Origin of the sequence: Microbacterium esteraromaticum (assembly GCF_028747645.1) — a bacterium.
In the GTDB taxonomy this organism is placed as follows: Bacteria; Actinomycetota; Actinomycetes; order Actinomycetales; family Microbacteriaceae; genus Microbacterium; species Microbacterium esteraromaticum_C.
Map to the genome: position 1 here is coordinate 548,889 of NZ_CP118100.1, position 16,957 is coordinate 565,845.

14 protein-coding genes are annotated in these 16,957 nt (G+C 68.6%); 11 read left to right on the forward strand and 3 right to left on the reverse strand.

The features are described 5' to 3' along the window. The first annotated feature begins 149 nt into the window (after nucleotides 1–149). Nucleotides 150–1,418: a Na+/H+ antiporter NhaA gene (gene nhaA / locus PTQ19_RS02505; protein ID WP_274369016.1), complete on the forward strand. Its 1,269-nt coding sequence runs from the start codon at nucleotides 150–152 to the stop codon at nucleotides 1,416–1,418. An 84-nt stretch (nucleotides 1,419–1,502) separates the two neighbouring features. Here the strand turns inward: nhaA and PTQ19_RS02510 are convergent, their stop codons facing one another. Next, a complete protein-coding gene (locus PTQ19_RS02510; RefSeq protein ID WP_274368331.1) occupies nucleotides 1,503–1,844 on the reverse strand; it encodes an ArsR/SmtB family transcription factor in 342 nt (113 codons plus the stop codon). 82 nt (nucleotides 1,845–1,926) lie between these two features. On the opposite strand from PTQ19_RS02510, the gene PTQ19_RS02515 reads away from it, so the two are divergent. From PTQ19_RS02515 to PTQ19_RS02535, 5 genes are all read left to right on the forward strand, one after another. Next, nucleotides 1,927–3,261, forward strand: coding sequence for an FAD-dependent oxidoreductase (locus tag PTQ19_RS02515; protein ID WP_274368332.1), 1,335 nt, complete (start codon nucleotides 1,927–1,929; stop codon nucleotides 3,259–3,261). Nucleotides 3,262–3,323: 62 nt separating this feature from the next. After that, complete coding sequence (arsB, locus tag PTQ19_RS02520; RefSeq protein WP_274368333.1) at nucleotides 3,324–4,463, forward strand: ACR3 family arsenite efflux transporter; 1,140 nt, start codon at nucleotides 3,324–3,326, stop codon at nucleotides 4,461–4,463. Next, on the forward strand, nucleotides 4,460–5,464 hold the full coding sequence (locus tag PTQ19_RS02525) for a metalloregulator ArsR/SmtB family transcription factor (protein ID WP_274368334.1): 1,005 nt from the start codon (nucleotides 4,460–4,462) through the stop codon (nucleotides 5,462–5,464). The genes arsB and PTQ19_RS02525 overlap by 4 nt, the downstream gene beginning before the upstream one ends. Beyond that, nucleotides 5,464–5,859 (forward strand): arsenate reductase ArsC, encoded by a 396-nt coding sequence (locus PTQ19_RS02530; protein WP_206550520.1) that lies wholly within the window; start codon nucleotides 5,464–5,466, stop codon nucleotides 5,857–5,859. Before PTQ19_RS02525 ends, PTQ19_RS02530 begins: the two co-directional genes overlap by 1 nt. Nucleotides 5,860–6,391: 532 nt before the next feature. Continuing rightward, on the forward strand, nucleotides 6,392–8,728 hold the full coding sequence (locus tag PTQ19_RS02535; protein WP_274368335.1) for an arylsulfatase: 2,337 nt from the start codon (nucleotides 6,392–6,394) through the stop codon (nucleotides 8,726–8,728). Here PTQ19_RS02535 and PTQ19_RS02540 read toward each other — a convergent pair. Next, a complete protein-coding gene (locus PTQ19_RS02540) occupies nucleotides 8,716–9,621 on the reverse strand; it encodes a sigma factor (RefSeq protein ID WP_274368336.1) in 906 nt (301 codons plus the stop codon). The genes PTQ19_RS02535 and PTQ19_RS02540 overlap by 13 nt on opposite strands. A gap of 20 nt (nucleotides 9,622–9,641) precedes the next feature. Continuing rightward, nucleotides 9,642–10,085, reverse strand: coding sequence for a carboxymuconolactone decarboxylase family protein (locus PTQ19_RS02545; protein WP_274368337.1), 444 nt, complete (start codon nucleotides 10,083–10,085; stop codon nucleotides 9,642–9,644). Nucleotides 10,086–10,370: 285 nt separating this feature from the next. Here PTQ19_RS02545 and thrC point away from each other — a divergent pair, with 285 nt between their 5' ends. From thrC to PTQ19_RS02570, 5 genes are all read left to right on the forward strand, one after another. Beyond that, nucleotides 10,371–11,789, forward strand: coding sequence for a threonine synthase (thrC, locus tag PTQ19_RS02550; protein ID WP_274368338.1), 1,419 nt, complete (start codon nucleotides 10,371–10,373; stop codon nucleotides 11,787–11,789). A gap of 38 nt (nucleotides 11,790–11,827) precedes the next feature. Beyond that, the gene (locus PTQ19_RS02555; protein ID WP_274368339.1) at nucleotides 11,828–13,159 is read left to right on the forward strand and encodes a M20/M25/M40 family metallo-hydrolase; all 1,332 of its coding nucleotides are present in this window, start codon (nucleotides 11,828–11,830) and stop codon (nucleotides 13,157–13,159) included. 37 nt (nucleotides 13,160–13,196) lie between these two features. Next, entirely contained in the window at nucleotides 13,197–14,651 is a 1,455-nt protein-coding gene (locus PTQ19_RS02560) for an MFS transporter (RefSeq protein ID WP_206821020.1), read from the forward strand. 168 nt (nucleotides 14,652–14,819) lie between these two features. Beyond that, entirely contained in the window at nucleotides 14,820–15,806 is a 987-nt protein-coding gene (locus tag PTQ19_RS02565) for a hydroxyacid dehydrogenase (RefSeq protein ID WP_274368340.1), read from the forward strand. A gap of 33 nt (nucleotides 15,807–15,839) precedes the next feature. After that, a complete protein-coding gene (locus tag PTQ19_RS02570; RefSeq protein WP_274368341.1) occupies nucleotides 15,840–16,904 on the forward strand; it encodes a substrate-binding domain-containing protein in 1,065 nt (354 codons plus the stop codon). Nucleotides 16,905–16,957 lie beyond the last annotated feature (53 nt).

The window sequence follows — 16,957 nt, forward strand, 5'->3', positions numbered from 1 at the left end:
CTCCACGGGATGGCCGGCCGAGGTCGGATGCTGCCGCTCGACCCCGTACGATAGAACACGGCGTGTCGGGAAGTCTGGTCGACGAAGTCCGTTACCCCCACCCGAAGGACTCCTTCATCATGGCCAAGAAGCCCTCCCGGTTCGCGCAGATGCGCAACATCTTCCCCAGCACGTCCCGAGATGAGTCCCTGCGCGTCGGCGAGATCCTGCGTAAGGAAGCCGTCGGCGGCATCCTGCTCGTGGCCCTCGCCGCGATCGCCCTGGTGCTCGCCAACTCACCGTGGTCAGATGCCTACTTCAGCCTGCGCGACTTCGAGATCGGCTACGAGCCGTGGCATCTCAAGCTGAGCCTCGGTGCCTGGGCGGCTGACGGACTGCTGGCGATCTTCTTCTTCCTCGTCGGTCTCGAGCTCAAGCGCGAGTTCGTCTCGGGTGATCTGCGCCAGTTCAGCACCGCCGTGGTGCCGATCGTCGCCGCCATCGGTGGTGTGATCGTTCCCGCCGGCATCTACCTCGCGATCGCCGCCAACTCGCCCGACGCCGCACGCGGCTGGGCCATCCCCACGGCCACCGACATCGCCTTCGCGGTCGCCGTGCTCGCCCTGATCGGTTCGCACCTGCCGAGCGCCCTACGCGTGTTCCTGCTGACTCTCGCGGTGGTCGACGACCTGATCGCCATCGGCATCATCGCCATCTTCTACACCGAGACGATCGATCTGCTGCCGCTGGTCGCCGCTCTCGTCGTGATCGTCATCTACGGCGTGATCGCGCAGCGCTACCGCGACTTCTTCCACCTGCGACCGTCGGCCGCATGGCTGATCCTGTTGCCGATCGGCGTCATCGCGTGGGCGTTCATCCACGCCTCGGGCATTCACGCCACGATCGCCGGTGTGTTGTTGGGCTTCGCGATCCCGGTACTGCACAAGCGCGCCGACCGTGGACCAGACGCGGGACCGGGGCTCGCCGAGATCTTCGAGCACCGCTTCCGTCCGCTCTCAGCCGGATTCGCCGTGCCGATCTTCGCGTTCTTCTCGGCGGGGGTCGCACTGGGCGGTGCGGAGGGTATCGCCTCGGCGTTCGTCGATCCGATCGTCATCGGCATCGTCGTCGCGCTCGTCGTGGGCAAGCCGATCGGTATCACCCTCGCCACGTGGGCGATCACTCGCATCCGCCGCATTGATCTCGATCCGTCGCTGCGCTGGATCGACATCACCGGCGTCGGCCTGCTCGCCGGTATCGGCTTCACCGTCTCGCTGCTGGTGGCCGAGCTCAGCTTCGCACCGGGCAGCCCGGCGTACGACCACGCGAAGGTCGCGATCCTCGCGGCATCCGTGCTGGCCGCGACGGTGGCATCCATCCTGCTCGGATCGCGCAACCGTCACTACCGCAAGATGGCACTCGCCGGCGAACAGAACTGACGCGCTGATCTGACGCGAGACGCGCCCCGGCCCATGCGGCCGGGGCGCGTCGCCATACATGCCGCTGCTACGCGCGGCCCGTCGTCATGCGGGGCGGAGCGCGTCTGCGGCCGATGCCAACGCCTCGCGGTTGACCGCGTAGTAGGCCCAGCGGCCGCGCTGCTCGCGTGTGACGAGACCGGCCTCGGCGAGGATCTTCATGTGGTGCGAGACCGTGCCCTGAGACAGCCCCACCGGCTCGGTGAGGTCGCACACGCACGCCTCGCCGTCGGTGCTCGCGGCGATCAGCGAGAGCAGCATGACGCGCGTCGAGTCGCCGAGCGCCTTGAATGTTCGCGCGGCCCGTGCCGCTCCCTCGCCGTCCAGCGGCGAGGTGACGCGGGGCACGCAGCAACGCGCATCGGCGGCGACGATCGGGAGGCTCATGCGGTCAGTGTCTCACGTATTGACATTCTTCGATAGGAGGAGCACGCTTTCATATCGAAGAACATCGATCTGAGGAGTTGTCATGCCTGAGCTACCCGTCGTCGTCATCGGAGCGGGCCCGCAGGGTCTCGCGGCTGCGGCCCACCTGGCCGAGCGGGGGATTGACGCCTTCGTGATCGAGCGCGGTGACAGGGCCGGCGCGGCGGTCGCCGAGTGGGGACACGTACGTCTGTTCTCAGCCTGGCCGGAGCTGATCGACGACGCCTCGCGGCGACTGCTCGAACCCCGCGGCTGGCAGGCTCCCCAGCGTGGATATCCGACCGGTGCGCAGTGGGTCGAGGACTACCTTGCCCCGCTCGCCGAGGCGCTCGGCGATCGTGTGCGGTACGGCACCGAAGTGACCGGCGTCGCCCGCGTCGGGCGCGACAAAGTCGTTGACGGCGGTCGTGCGCAGCAGCCCTTCGTGGTGCATACGCGTGACCGGGAGGGTCGCGAGGAACGGATGCCTGCGCGCGCCGTCATCGACGCGAGCGGCACCTGGTCGACACCCGGGCCTGCCGGTGCGGACGGACTGCCTGCCATCGGCGAGATCGCGGCGGGGGAGCGGATCTCGTACCGTATTCCCGATGACGTGTCAGCGCTCGCCGGGACGCATGCGGTCGTCGTCGGTGCGGGGCATTCCGCCACCCATGCCGTGCTGCGCCTGAGCGAGCTCGCCCGCCGCGCACCCGGCACCCGGGTGACCTGGCTGATCCGTCGGGGTGGCGTCGAAGGCGTCTACGGCGGCGGTGCCGGCGATGGGCTCCCGCGGCGCGCTGCGCTCGGATCGCGGGCGCGCAAGATGATCGATTCTGGCGTCGTCGACGTGGTCACCGGATTCCGCGTCGCCGAGATCGCCGCTGGTGCGCCGCTGACGATCCGGGCAGAGGACGGTCGCGAGATCCCCGGCGTCGCCCAGATCTTCGCCCTGACCGGATTTCGGCCCGATCTCGGCATGCTGCGCGAACTGCGCATCGCTCTCGACCCGGCGCTCGACGCCGTGGCCGGCATCGCCGACGAGATCGATCCGAACCTGCACTCGTGCGGATCCGTCTCGGCGACCGGAGCACGTCAACTCGCGCAGCCCGAGCAGGACTTCTTCATCGTCGGTGCCAAGTCGTACGGACGGGCCCCCACGTTCCTCGCCCTGACGGGCTTCGAGCAGGTGCGCAGCGTTGTCGCGCACCTCGCCGGAGACCACGAGGCGGCGGCGCGCAACGACCTGGTGCTGCCCGTGACCGGTGCGTGCGGCGGTGCGGGCGACTACGACGCCGCCAATGGAACCGAGGCGGTCGGCTCTGGCGTCGGCGGATGCTGCGCCCCGGCGCCCGTGCTGCAGCTCGGTACTCGTCCTTCGGTCGATCCGGTGCTGAGATGACCATTCAGTGAACACCCTCGCCTGAGCTTGCGGCCTGATTCGACGTGCATCAATATAGAAACATGTCGAATCAAGCCGTAGTCACCTCGTCGGGCCGGGCGGTGCCCCGCCTCTCGACGCTCGATCGCTGGCTGCCCCTGTGGATCGCGCTCGCCATGATCGGTGGGCTGCTGCTGGGTCGCCTCGTGCCGGGCATCTCCGACCTGCTCGCGCGCCTCGAGATCGGCGGCATCTCGATCCCGATCGCCCTCGGCCTGCTGGTGATGATGTACCCCGTGCTGGCCAAGGTTCGCTACGACCGGGTCGCCGCGGTCACGGGTGACAAGCGTCTGCTGATTTCCTCGCTCGTGCTGAACTGGCTGATCGGCCCCGCCCTGATGTTCGTGCTGGCATGGACGTTCCTGCCCGATCTGCCCGAGTACCGCACCGGCCTGATCATCGTGGGCCTGGCGCGCTGCATCGCCATGGTCATCATCTGGAACGACCTCGCCTGCGGCGACCGCGAAGCGGCGGCCGTGCTCGTTGCCATCAACTCGGCATTCCAGGTTGTGGCCTTCGCGCTGCTCGGCTGGTTCTACCTCTCCGTGCTCCCCGGCTGGCTGGGCCTCGACACCCAGGGGCTCGACGTCTCGATCGGCCAGATCGCCCTCAACGTGCTGATCTTCTTGGGGGTTCCCCTCGTCGCCGGCTTCGCCTCGCGGTACATCGGCGAACGCCGCCGCGGGCGTGACTGGTACGAGCAGCGCTTCTTGCCGCGCGTCGGCCCATGGGCCCTGTACGGCCTGCTGTTCACCATCGTGCTGCTGTTCGCCCTGCAGGGCGAGCGCATCACCTCGCAGCCCTGGGATGTCGCCCGCATCGCCGTTCCGCTGCTGGCCTACTTCGCGATCATGTGGTTCGTGGGACTGCTCACCGGCAAGGTGATCGGCCTGGGCTACGCCCGCTCGACGACCCTGGCATTCACCGCTGCCGGCAACAACTTCGAGCTCGCCATCGCCGTCGCGATCGGCACGTTCGGAGCCGCCTCGGGTCAGGCGCTCGCCGGAGTGGTGGGCCCGCTGATCGAGGTTCCCGTACTCGTCGGCCTCGTCTACGTCTCACTGTGGGCGGCGCGCCACTGGTTCGGCACCGACCCCCGCGCCGACATCGCCGCACCCGCCACCACGGGCACGCGCACGCAGACCGAGAGGACACCCTCGTGAAGATCTACCCCAAGGACCTCGACGCCTGCACTCCCGTCGCGACGCACGCCATCGGGCAGGACGCCGCCGCGGGCGTCGCCGCCACGCTGAAAGCTCTGGCCGACCCGCTGCGCCTGCGGATGCTCTCGGCCATCGCCGCCGACCCGCGTGGGGAGTCGTGCGTCTGCGACCTGGCCGAGCTCGCCGATGTCTCGCAGCCGACGATCTCGCACCACCTCAAGGTGCTCAAAGACGTCGACGTGCTCCGCTCGGAACGCCGCGGCACCTGGGTCTGGTACCGCATCACTCCCGGTCGGCGTGCCGCCGTCACCGCGCTGCTCGACTCGTTCGCACCGGCCGCGGTTGCTCCGGCATCCGATGCGCCTGCTGCCGACGACGCACCGCGCCCCGACTTCGATGCCCGCGTCACCCACCTCGCCGAGCAACTGGCCGCAGAGACGCCCGCGCTCGCCGCGGACGTCGTCTTCAGCACCGTGCGCGAGTCGTACACCGCCCTCGCCCGCACCGCCCGCGTGACCTCGGCGCTGATCCCGCTCACCGAGCGGTTCGCCCGCCAGCGCCTCGCCGACCTGATGCGCGACCGCGCGGTCGGTCCGCCGCAGGTGCTGTTCGTGTGCGTCGCCAACGCCGGGCGCTCGCAGCTCGCCGCGGCACTGGTCAACCAGATCGCCGACGGAAAGGTGATCGCACGCTCCGCCGGCTCGCGCCCGGCCGACAGCATCCACCCCCAGGTGCGTTCGCTGCTCGCCGAGATCGAGCCAGACGCAGCCGATACGCGCTTCCCGAAACCCCTCACCGACGACGCCGTGCGGGCCGCCGACGTCGTCATCACCATGGGCTGCGGCGACGTATGCCCGGTGATCCCCGGCATCCGCTACGAAGACTGGGCGGTGGGTGATCCCGCCCTGGCATCCGACGACGGCGTCGCGGCGATCCGCGACGACATCGCCGCCCGCGTCCGCACCCTCGTCGATACCCTCACCCACGCACAGGAGTCCTGATGACCACGCCCTCCGTCCTCTTCGTCTGCGTCCACAACGCCGGACGCTCGCAGATGGCCGCCGGCTTTCTGCGCCACCTCGCCGGCGACCGCATCGAGGTGCGTTCGGCCGGATCCATGCCCGCCGAGCAGATCAACCCGGTCGCCGTGCAGGCGATGGCCGAACTCGGCATCGACATCACCGCCGAACAGCCCAAGGTACTCACCACCGAGGCCGTGCAGGCCTCGGACGTCGTCATCACCATGGGCTGCGGCGACGCCTGCCCGTTCTTCCCCGGCAAGCGCTACGAAGACTGGAAGCTCGACGACCCCGCCGGGCAGGGCCTCGATGCGGTGCGCCCCATCCGTGACGACATCCGTCACCGCATCGAGCAGCTCATCGCCGAACTGGTCTGAGGCGACGTCGCGACCAGCGCGGGTCCGATGCGCCCGGCGCGCTCGGTGCCGGGCTCGTGGCGAAGGGAGATCTGTTCGGTCACGGGCTGCTCCGACCGGACAGCCCGACGTAATGTCGTCGACAGCGGGTATCACGAGATGAGCCACGGAGAGTCTTTCCTCGCACTGCTCGCCTCGCGGTTCGATGAACCGGGCTGCTACTGCCTCGACGAACCAGAGGCAGCGCTGTCGTTCAATTCCACGCTCGCGCTGATCTCCGTGCTGCAACGGATCTCCGAGGACGGGGCCAAGTGCTCTGCGCCACGCACTCACCCGTACTGGCGTCATTGCCCGGCGCGAGAATCCTCGAGGTCGGAGAGCGGGGCATCCGCGATGCCGCTCGACTAGCTGTACTGACCTCGCCCATCGCGGATGAGCGCGCGTTGATGCGCGGTGTCCCCGACCTTATGCTCTGACCAAGCCCGTGCCGACCAGCGGGGCAGAGCCGACCCGTTCGGACGCCGGCCGGGCGCCACGAGGTGAGGAGCTGGACATGGATGAGAACCTTTCGGTTACCGGCGTGCCGTTGACGCCAGCACGCACTCTGCCCTTCCCGCCGAGGGCATCCGGCAGCATTGCGGGACGCACCATCCAGGAATCCACGTACACACCGCAGCCGCCCACCACGCATCTACATGAGAGTGCGCCGAACGTTCTGGTCATCCTGATCGACGACGCAGGCCCGGCACTTCCCACAACGTTCGGCGGGGCGATTCGAACGGCGACGCTCGACCGCGTGCGGGCCAACGGCGTCGGCTTCAACCGCTTCCATACCACCGCAATGTGTTCACCCACGCGTGCCGCGCTGCTGACCGGGCGCAACCACCATCGGGTCGGCAACGGGCAGATCGCCGAACTGGCCAACGACTGGGACGGCTATTCGGGGCACATTCCGAAGAGTAGCGCGACCGTGGCGGAAGTGCTCCGGCAGTACGGTTACGCGACCGCGGCCTGGGGCAAGTGGCACAACACCCCGGCTGAGGAGACCACCAAGGCGGGACCGTTCGACCGCTGGCCGACCGGGTACGGCTTCGAGTACTTCTACGGATTCCTGGCTGGTGAGGCCTCGCAGTACGAACCGAATCTGGTGCGCAACACCACGGTCGTGTTCCCACCGAAGACGCCCGAGGAGGGGTATCACCTCAGTGAGGACATCGCCGACGACGCGATCGGCTGGCTACGTGACCACAAGACGCTCGCCCCTGACCAGCCGTTCTTCATGTACTGGGCCACGGGTGCCATCCACGGGCCGCACCACATCATGAAGGAGTGGGCTGATCGATACACCGGAGAGTTCGACGACGGCTGGGACGTCTACCGGGAGCGAGCGTTCGAGGGAGCGAAGAAGAGCGGCTGGGTGCCGCAGGACGCGGAGCTCACGCCTCGCGATGAGCGAATGTCGTCGTGGGATGACATTCCGGAGAACCAGCGCGCGTTCCAAACTCGGCTGATGGAGGTCGCCGCGGGCTTCGGCGAGCACGCGGACGTGCAGGCCGGACGGATTCTTGACGAACTCGAGCGTCTCGGCTACGACGAGAACACGATCGTGATGTACATCTGGGGGGACAACGGCTCCTCCGGCGAGGGACAGAACGGCACGATCAGCGAGTTGCTCGCGCAGAACGGCATCCCCACGACCGTCGATCAGCACCTCGCCGCTCTTGACGAACTCGGCGGGCTGGAGGCGCTCGGCACGCCCGCGACCGACAACCAGTACCACGCAGCCTGGGCGTGGGCCGGGTCGTCACCGTACAAGGGCATGAAGCTGCTCGCGTCGCACCTGGGTGGCACGCGCAACCCGCTGTTGGTGCAGTGGCCGGCCCGCATCAATCCTGATCCAGTGCCACGCACACAGTTTCATCACGTGATCGACATCGTGCCGACGCTCTACGAGATCATCGGCATCTCGCCCCCCGACATCGTCAACGGCATCCCTCAGGATCCGATCGACGGTGTCAGCCTGGCGTATGCGATTGATGATGCGGATGCCGAAGGCCGGCGTCGTGCGCAGTACTTCGAGATCATGGGCAGCCGGGCGATCTACGCCGATGGGTGGATGGCCTCCGCGACCGGCCCGCGTCTGCCCTGGGTGCCGGGTACCCCGGAGGGGATCAGGACGTGGACTCCCGATCACGACAGGTGGGAACTCTACGACCTCAACAGTGACTGGAGTCAGGCGCATGACCTGGCGGCAGAGCACCCGCAGAAGCTCGCCGAACTGAAAGAACTGTTCGCGATCGAGGCGGCGCGCAACGGTGCGCTGCCCATCGGTGGAGGGCTGTGGGTGCCGGTGATGCACCCCGAGGACCGCATCAGCCCGCCTTACACCGAGTGGCTGATGGACGGCGACACGGTGCGGGTTCCGGAATTCTGCGCGCCCGCGTTGGGGAATCGACCGAACAAGGTCACAATCGAGATGACGGTGCCGGATGGCGCAAGCGGGGTGCTGTACAAGCTGGGCGGGGCGGGTGGGGGACTGACCTGTTTCATGGATGCGGGTGTGCTGACGTACGAGTACAACCTGTTCCTCGTGCAGCGCACGGTCATCACGGCAGCCGCTCCGCTGGGCGCGGGAGAGCATGTGGTCGAGATCGAGACGAGCTACGTTGAGACACGGCCCGGCGGCCCCTTGCATGTGACGATGCGGGTGGACGGCGCCGAGGTGGCAACAGGGCAGGTGCCGGTCAGCGCCCCGTTGCTGTTCTCGGCGAACGACTGTCTCGACGTCGGCCGAGCCTACGGTGGCGCGGTCTCGCGCACGTATGCCGAGCGGATGCCCTTCGCCTTCGACGGGCAGATCAAGCAGGTGCACATCGCCTACGCGGCATGAGGTCTCACGAAGGCGTGCTGCAGCTTGTGCGGGTTGCAGACCTGTCGGATGCCGCAGATGCGGCCATCGCCGTCGAACTCCAGCGTCAGCACATCGACGCGACCCGAGTGCGCCAGAGCGAACGCCGGCTCGCCGTTGACCTCGATCACATCGAGGGCGAACGGCGTCGCCGCATCGTAGGCCGCGGCCTTCTGCAGCACGCCCAGGTAGAACCGGCGCACCTTCTCGGCGCCGAAGATCGGGTTGAGTGCGGCACCGACGACCCCACCGCCGTCCGACCACAGGATCGCGTCGTCGGTGAGCAGATCGAACAGCGTCGACAGGTCGCCGCCGCGCAGAGCATCCACCAGTGCCGACAGAGCGACGGGATCGGCGGGCTTCGGCGCGGGAGCATCCGCATCGAGACCGAGCCGCCGCTCACCGCGTGAGATCAACTGGCGCACCGCGGCCGGGGACTTCTGCAGAATGCTCCCGATCTCGACGGCGGTCATCGCGTACGCCCGATGCAGCACGACGGCAGCCCGCGCCTCGGGTGTCAGCTGCTCGGCCACGTGCAGCAACGCCAACGACAGCATCTCGCGGTCGGCGACGGCGTCTTCGGGCAGCCGGTCTGTGGTCACCGGCTCGGGCAGCCAATGACCCACGTAGTCCTCACGCACGGCAGACAGCATCCGCACCCGGTCGATCGAGCGGCGCACGCACGTCGTGGTCAGCCATGCCGGCCACGAGCGCACGGCGCCGGCATCCGCCCGCTCGGTCGTCAGCGCATCGACCGCGACCTCCGAGACGACGTCCTCGGCATGGCCGAGGTCTCCCAGCATCCGATAGGCGATCCCGATCAGGCGACCGCGCTCGGCGTCCCAAGCACGGGCGGCGGCGGTGGCGGCGGTCATGCACGCCACGCTACCGCCGTTCACGCGATCGGATGCTTCGCATCGACCGGCGGCAGCATCTGCGTGGCGATGGCGATGCGGTTCCAGACGTTGATCGTGCAGATCGCCATCACGAGGCCGCCGAGCTCGCTCTCGCTGAAGTGCTCGGCCGCAGCATCCCAGATCTCGTCGGTGACCGTGTCGGGGCCGAGCTGCGTGACCGCATCGGTGAGGGCGAGGGCGGCCAGCTCGCGCGGCTCGAACAGGTTGTGGGCGTGCTGCCAGGCCCCGACCGCGTGCAACGTGCGCTGCGGGATGCCGTGCTTCGCCCCGGCCGTCGCGTGCATGTCGACGCAGAAGCCGCAGCCGTTCAGGATCGACGCGCGCAGCTTGATCAGCTCGTACAGGCGCTTGTCGACCGCCTTGCTCGAGTACGCCTCCATTCCCAGTACGGCCGCGTAGCCGAGCTTGTTCGTGCGTGCCATGTCGATCCTGGTCATGATCGCCCTTTCTCAGGTCGTCGGGGCGGCCTGTGTGCCGCCGTCATCTATATGTCGGATCGCCGCCCCGAAGTGTGACACCCCGCGCGCTCCGCGCCCGTCGCCCGCTGAGAAACCACTTCCCGTGTGAGAAACCACGTGTGGCGTGGTTTCTCACACGGCAGATGGTTTCTCACGGGGTGGGTGGGGCGCGGGCGGCGTCATCCGGACTGCGCACGGGCGTCGTCCTGCGAGAATGTAAGCCCGAGCAGTCGACCCGAGGAGCGCCACGTGTTGTACATCTCCACCCGCGGCGGCATGCAGCCGCAGCCGTTCAGCGAGACGCTTCTCGAGGGGCTCGCGCCCGACGGCGGTCTCGCGGTTCCCGAGCGGATGCCGCAGGTGGATGCCGAGACGCTCGCCTCGTGGCGGGGTTTGACGTACCCCGAGCTGGCCACCGAGGTGCTCGGCCTGTTCGCCACGGACATTCCGCGCGAGGACCTCGCGCGCATGACGGCCGCGGCGTACGCGGACTTCCCCGACGAGGTCGTGCCGCTGCGGTCGATCGGCGGCGGCATCACGCTGGTCGGACTGTCAGAGGGGCCGACGCTGGCCTTCAAAGACATGGCGATGCAGTTTCTCGGACAGGTGCTCGAGTACGTGCTCGAGAAGCAGGACCGCGTGCTGAACATCGTCGGCGCCACCTCGGGCGACACGGGATCGGCAGCGGAGCACGCGCTGCGCGGCAAAGAGCGTGTGTCGGTGTTCATGCTGTCGCCGCAGGGGCGCATGAGCCCCTTCCAGCGCGCGCAGATGTACTCGCTCGACGACACCAACGTGCACAACATCGCCGTGGCCGGCGTGTTCGACGACTGCCAGAACCTGGTCAAGCAGCTCGCCGGCGACATCGACTTCAAGAGGGCCCAGAACCTCGGCGCGGTCAACTCGATCAACCTCGGCCGCATCGCAGCCCAGGTCGTGTACTACTTCTGGGCGTGGCTGCGAGTGACCGACGGCGTTGAGCCCGAGTTCCGCAACGGGTTCGAGGTGTCGTTCACCGTGCCGTCGGGCAACTTCGGCAACATCCTCTCGGGCTTCTTCGCCAAGAGCATGGGGCTGCCGGTGCGCCGTCTGGTGCTGGCCGCGAACGAGAACAACGTGCTCGACGAGTTCTTCCGCACGGGTGTGTACCGCCCCCGCTCGGCCGCCGACACGCACGCCACGTCGAGCCCGTCGATGGACATCTCGAAGGCCTCCAACCTCGAGCGCTTCATGTTCGACCTCGTCGGGCGTGACGCCTCGGGTGTCGTCGAGGCGTGGCAGGCGCTCGACCGCGAGGGCTTCTTCGACTTCTCGGCAGAGCAGCCCCGCTTCGAGAGCGAGTTCGGCATCGTCAGCGGAACCTCCACGCACGCCGACCGGCTGGCGACCATCCGGGCCGTGTACGACGAGTGCGGCGAGGTCATCGACCCGCACACCGCCGACGGCGTCAAGGTGGCCCGCGAGCATGTTGAGCAGGACGTGCCGATGCTCGTGCTCGAGACGGCAAAGCCCGAGAAGTTCGCCGAGACGATCACCGAGGCCATCGGCATGACCCTCGACCTCTCGCCCGAGCTGCAGCAGATGATGGCTGCCCCGCAGCATGTCACCGAGATGGCCGACGACGAGCAGGCGCTGCGCGCCTTCGTGGCCGAGCACGCGCTGCGCTGAGACCGCACCGCGTCACCGCGGGCGGCTAGGGTGAGCGGATGAGCACCGTCCGCCCCGGCATCGCCGAGCGCTTGTCGCAGATGATCCAGCTGCCGACCGTGTCGGCCGAGCTCGCACAGCGCGGGCATGAGCCGTTCGCCGCGTTCGAGCGTCTCATCGCCGAGCAGTACCCGCTCGTGCACGAGCACCTCGCGCTCGAGAAACACACCGAGTACGGGCTGCTGTTCCATTGGAAGGGTGCGCAGCCCGACGCCGCGCCTGCGGTGCTGATGGCGCACTACGACGTGGTGCCCGTCGACGAGTCGGATGCCTGGACGTACCCGCCGTTCGAGGGCCGCATCGCCGACGGGCGCGTGTACGGGCGCGGAACCCTCGACGACAAGGGCCCGCTGATCGTCATTCTTGAAGCCGTCGAGAATCTGCTGGCCGACGGTTTTGCGCCCGCCCGCGATGTCTACCTGTCGTTCGGCGGCAACGAGGAGACGTTCGGTGTCGCCGCTCAGGCCATCAGCGCGGCATTCCAGCAGCGCGGCATCACCCCGTGGATCGTCATCGACGAGGGCGGTGCCGTGGTCGACGCGCCGTTGCCCTTCGTGCCCGGCCGTTCGGCGATGGTCGGCGTGGGAGAGAAGGGTGTTCTCAGCATCCGCCTCACGGCGCGCGGCGACGGCGGGCACGCCTCGGCGCCGCCGACGCTCACCGCCGTGCGGCGGATCGCCCGCGCGGTCGACCGGCTCGGTCCGGGAACCTTCCCCGCGCGCGCACCGCGCGCGATCTCTCGGATGCTGTCGCAGCTGGCCGCACAGACGCCGGGCCCGGCCCGCCACCTGCTGCGTCTGCTCGGTGCGGTGCCGCCGCTGACCGCGCGCCTGTTCGCGGCGCTCGGTGGAGAGCCGGCGGCGCTGGTGCGCACCACCGTCGCGCCCACGATGCAGTCGGGGGGCACCGCCGCCAATGTGCTTCCGTCGCAGGCATCCGCCACGATCAACTTGCGGATCGCCCTCGGTGAGACGGTGGATGCCACGGTGCTGCGCGTACGCGACCGCATCGGTGACCCCCTCGTGGCGATCGAGGTACTCGAGGGCAGCGAGCCCTCGCCCGAGTCGGCCACCGACAATGCACAGTTCGCGCTGATCGCCGAGGCGCTCGACGTCTCGCATCCCGACGCCCCCGCCGTGCCGTACGTCATGATGGCGGCCACCGACTCGCGGCATTTTCACCGCTTCACGCCCGCCGTGTATCGGTTCGCGCCGCTGGAGATGTCGAACGCGCAGCGCGCGGCGATCCACGGCGTCGACGAGAACGTCGAGATCGCCGCCCTCGAACGCGGCGAGCGATTCCATCGCGAGCTGCTGCAACGGCTACAGTGATCCCACCCGACTGTTCTGTCTTCAGAAAGGGGGCGCGATGACGCGCTCCGTCACCCTCGGCGCGCTCGCCAGCGTCGTCGGATTCCTCGCCTTCGTCGAGTTCACCAGCGGTGTGCTGCAGGGCTACTACACGCCGATGCTCACCGACATCGCCCGGCATCTCGGCATCCATGACGCCGATGTCAACTGGCTTGAGGGCGCTCAGCTGATGCTGTCGGCGCTCGTCGTGCCGGCCTTCGCCAAGCTCGGCGACATGATCGGGCACAAGCGGATGCTGCTGGTGTCGACCGCGCTCACGGCGGCCGCCGCGCTCGTGCTGCCGTTCACGGACTCGTTCACGGTGTTCCTGATCGGCTGGGCCCTGATGGGCTTCTACGTGGTGTGGCTGCCGCTGGAGATCGCGCTGATCTGGTCGCGCTCGCGCTCGATGGCCTCGCGCTCGATCATCACCGCCCGGGCTGCGGGCCTGCTCGTGGCCGCGCTCGAAGCCGGCGCGATCATCGGTGCGCTGGCCGGCGGGGCGCTGATCGATGCGCTGCCGCTGACCGTCGTGCTGCTGATCCCCGCGCTGCTGGTCGTGGTGTGCTTCTTCGTGATCCTGTTCGGGGTGAAGGAGTCGCCCGAGATGACCGGCGGCCGCCTCGACACCACCGGCCTGGTGCTGATCTCGTTCGCCCTGATCGCCTTCACCGGCGGGCTCAGCCTGCTGCGCCTGCCCGGCGGGCTGACGAGCTTCTGGTCGTGGGGGGTGGTGCTGCTGGGGCTGTTGCTGATCGTGCCGTTCGTGCTGTGGGAACTGCGGCACGACGACCCGCTGATCGACGTGCGCATGTTCCGCTCGCCCGCGCTCGGCCCGGTCTTCCTCACCGCCGGGCTCTTCGGCGTGAGTGTGCTCGGGGCGCAGGCGCCGTTGTCGACCTTCGCCCGCACCGATCCGTCGGTGTACGGCTACGGCCTGGGAACGACGGGTTTCGCGACGTCACTGATCATCGGCATCTACCTGATCGCGATGATCACCGGTGCGCTGCTGTTCCCGTTGATCGCCCGGGTCACTACTCCACGGATCACCCTGATCGGCGCCTCGCTACTGGTCGGGATCGGCTTTCTGCTCTTCCTGCCGTTCCACGACACGTACCTGCAGGTCGTCACGAACATGGTGTTCGCGGGTCTCGGCTCGGGCGCGCTGGTGGCGGCGCTGCCGGCCGCCGCGGCGTCTGCGGCACCGGCCACCCAGACCGGCGTCGCCACGGGCCTGACGAACTCGGTGAAGACCGTCGGCGGCGCGATCGCGTCGTGCATCTTCGGTATCGCACTGCTCGGCGGTGTCGCCGGGGCCGCCGGTGCGACCGAGGGCACCGCGGGATCTCTCGCGGGCTACATGACGGTGTGGATCGTGTGCGGCGCCACGGCACTGGCATCCGCGGTGCTTCTCGCCTTCGTGCCCAAGCAGGCGTTCACCGACCGCGCTGCCGAGGTGGCGTCGACGCACTGAGGGCGCGACGGACGTCGCGACCGCGGAGCTACCACAAAGTGATCGTTTGATCGAATTCTGGTTGACCGAACAGTCACTCTCCGTGATAGTGGAGTGATCTTCTTCCGACCGCAGGAGCACTGTGATGATTTTGACCTCGTCCGCCGCAACGTCGCGTGGGGCGAACCGATGAGCCTGCGCCGACCGCGCGCGGCACTGGCCATGACCCCCGATCTGCCCGAACCGCTGTTCGGTGCGGACTACGCCGAGCGCTTCGCGCCGGCGGTGGAGCTGCTCGGGCCTCTCGAAGACGTCGCCCCGGAGCAGTGGGAACAGATCGAAGTGCTGATCGGATGCTGGGGTGCGCCCGAACTGGATGCCGACCTGCTGGCGCGCATGCCCCGGCTGCGCGGCATGGTCTACGCGGCGGGTTCGGTGCGCGGCATCATGACGTCCGAGGCCTACGAACGCGGAGTGCGGATCAGCTCGGGAGCCGACGCGAACGCGGTGCCGGTGGCGGAGTTCACGTTGGCCGCGATCCTGCTCGCCGGCAAGCGCGCTTTCGCCATCGATGAGGAGTATCGGCGCACGCAGCAGTACCGGCCGGCGAGCACCGCGCACGAGCGATGGGGCAACTTCGGCACGCGGGTCGGCATCATCAGCGCCTCGCGCATCGGTCGGCGGGTGATCGAGTTGCTCGCGCCGTTCGACGTCGAGGTGCTCGTGTGGGACCCGACCCTGCAGCACGACATCGACGGCGCGACCCGGGTCGGGCTCGACGAACTGCTGTCCACCTCGGACGTGGTGAGCCTGCACGCACCTTCGCTGCCCGAGACCCGGGGAATGCTGGGAGAGCGCGAGCTGGCCCTGCTGCCGGACGGCGCAACGCTGATCAACACTGCACGCGGCGCGCTGATCGACCAGGACGCTCTCGTGCGCGAGCTGAACGCCAGACGGATCCACGCCGTGATCGACGTCACCGAACCCGATGTGCTGCCCGCCGGGCATCCGCTGTTCTCGGCGCCCAACCTCACCCTCACGCCGCACATCGCAGGCTCGCAGGGGTCTGAGCTGCGGCGACTCGGAGACGCGGCCTTTGACGAGCTGCAGAGGTTCACGCGGGGCGAGGCGTTCCGCCATGACGTGTCGGAGTCGCAGTTCGCGCTGCTGGCCTGACGCGACGGAACCGCAGGTTGAGAAGGAGAAGTCATGCGAGCGGCAGAGCGACGCTCGGCGATCGAACGTGAGCTGAACCTGACCGGACGCGTCGACGTCGCGGTGCTGGCCAGACAGCTCAGCGTCTCGCCGATCAGCATCCGACGCGACCTCAACGACCTCGTTGAGAAGGGGATCGCGCGCCGGGTGCATGGCGGGGCGATCGCCGCGCGGATGCCCTCTGCAAGCGGCCCGCAGATCGTGCGACGCCCGCCGCCCGCCCGCAGCGAGGGCGGGATCATCGGCCTGGTGGTGCCCTCATCGCACTATTACTACGCCGGGGTTCTGGAAGGCGTGAAAGCCGCGGCGGTCGAGGCGCGCGTGCGCGTGGCGCTGCTCGTCTCGGGGTACTCGCAGGAGCAGGAGCTGGCCCAGATCAAGCGGCTCGTCGATCGCGGGGTCACGTCTCTCATCGCCACACCCGCCGTCATCCCCGAACGCGACCCGCGCACCTACGAGGCCCTGCGGGAGGTCGGTAGTCCGGTCGTGCTGCTCGAGCGGGACGGCGGCGATGACTTCGCGATGCTCGACTCGGTGCGCTCCGACCACGAGTTCGGAGCCAGGCTGGCGTTTCAGCAGCTCGCAGACGACGGGCACCGGTCGGTGGCGCTGGTGTCGGCCGAGCGCACGCCCACGGCCGGCTGGCTGCGCGCCGGATTCGAGGCGAAGCGCGGACTGTTCGATGGTGCGACCGAGCGGATGGCGATCCCCTCGGCTCCGGAGTACGCCCCGGAACTGCAGGAGAGCCTCGACACTGTGCTGGACCGCTTCGCGCAGCTCGGCACGACCGGTGCGCTGGTGCACTCCGACCTCGCCGCCGTCGCGCTCGCGCAGCGCGCCCGCGAGCGCGGCATGGACGTCTCGGTCATCGCGTACGACGACGAGATCGCGGCGCTTGCCGACCCGCCCATGGATGCTGTCGCGCCGCGCAAGCACGAGGTCGGGCGGCTAGCGCTGATGACCGCGCTGGAGCGGGCGGCGCAGAGCGCGGAAGACGTGGTGCCGCGGCATGTGACGGTGCCGCCCGCGTTCGCGCTGCGGCGTGCGCAGGACGCGTAACGACCAGCTTCTGATCGTTTGATCGTTATGGTTTGAGTCGTCCAATCGATCGG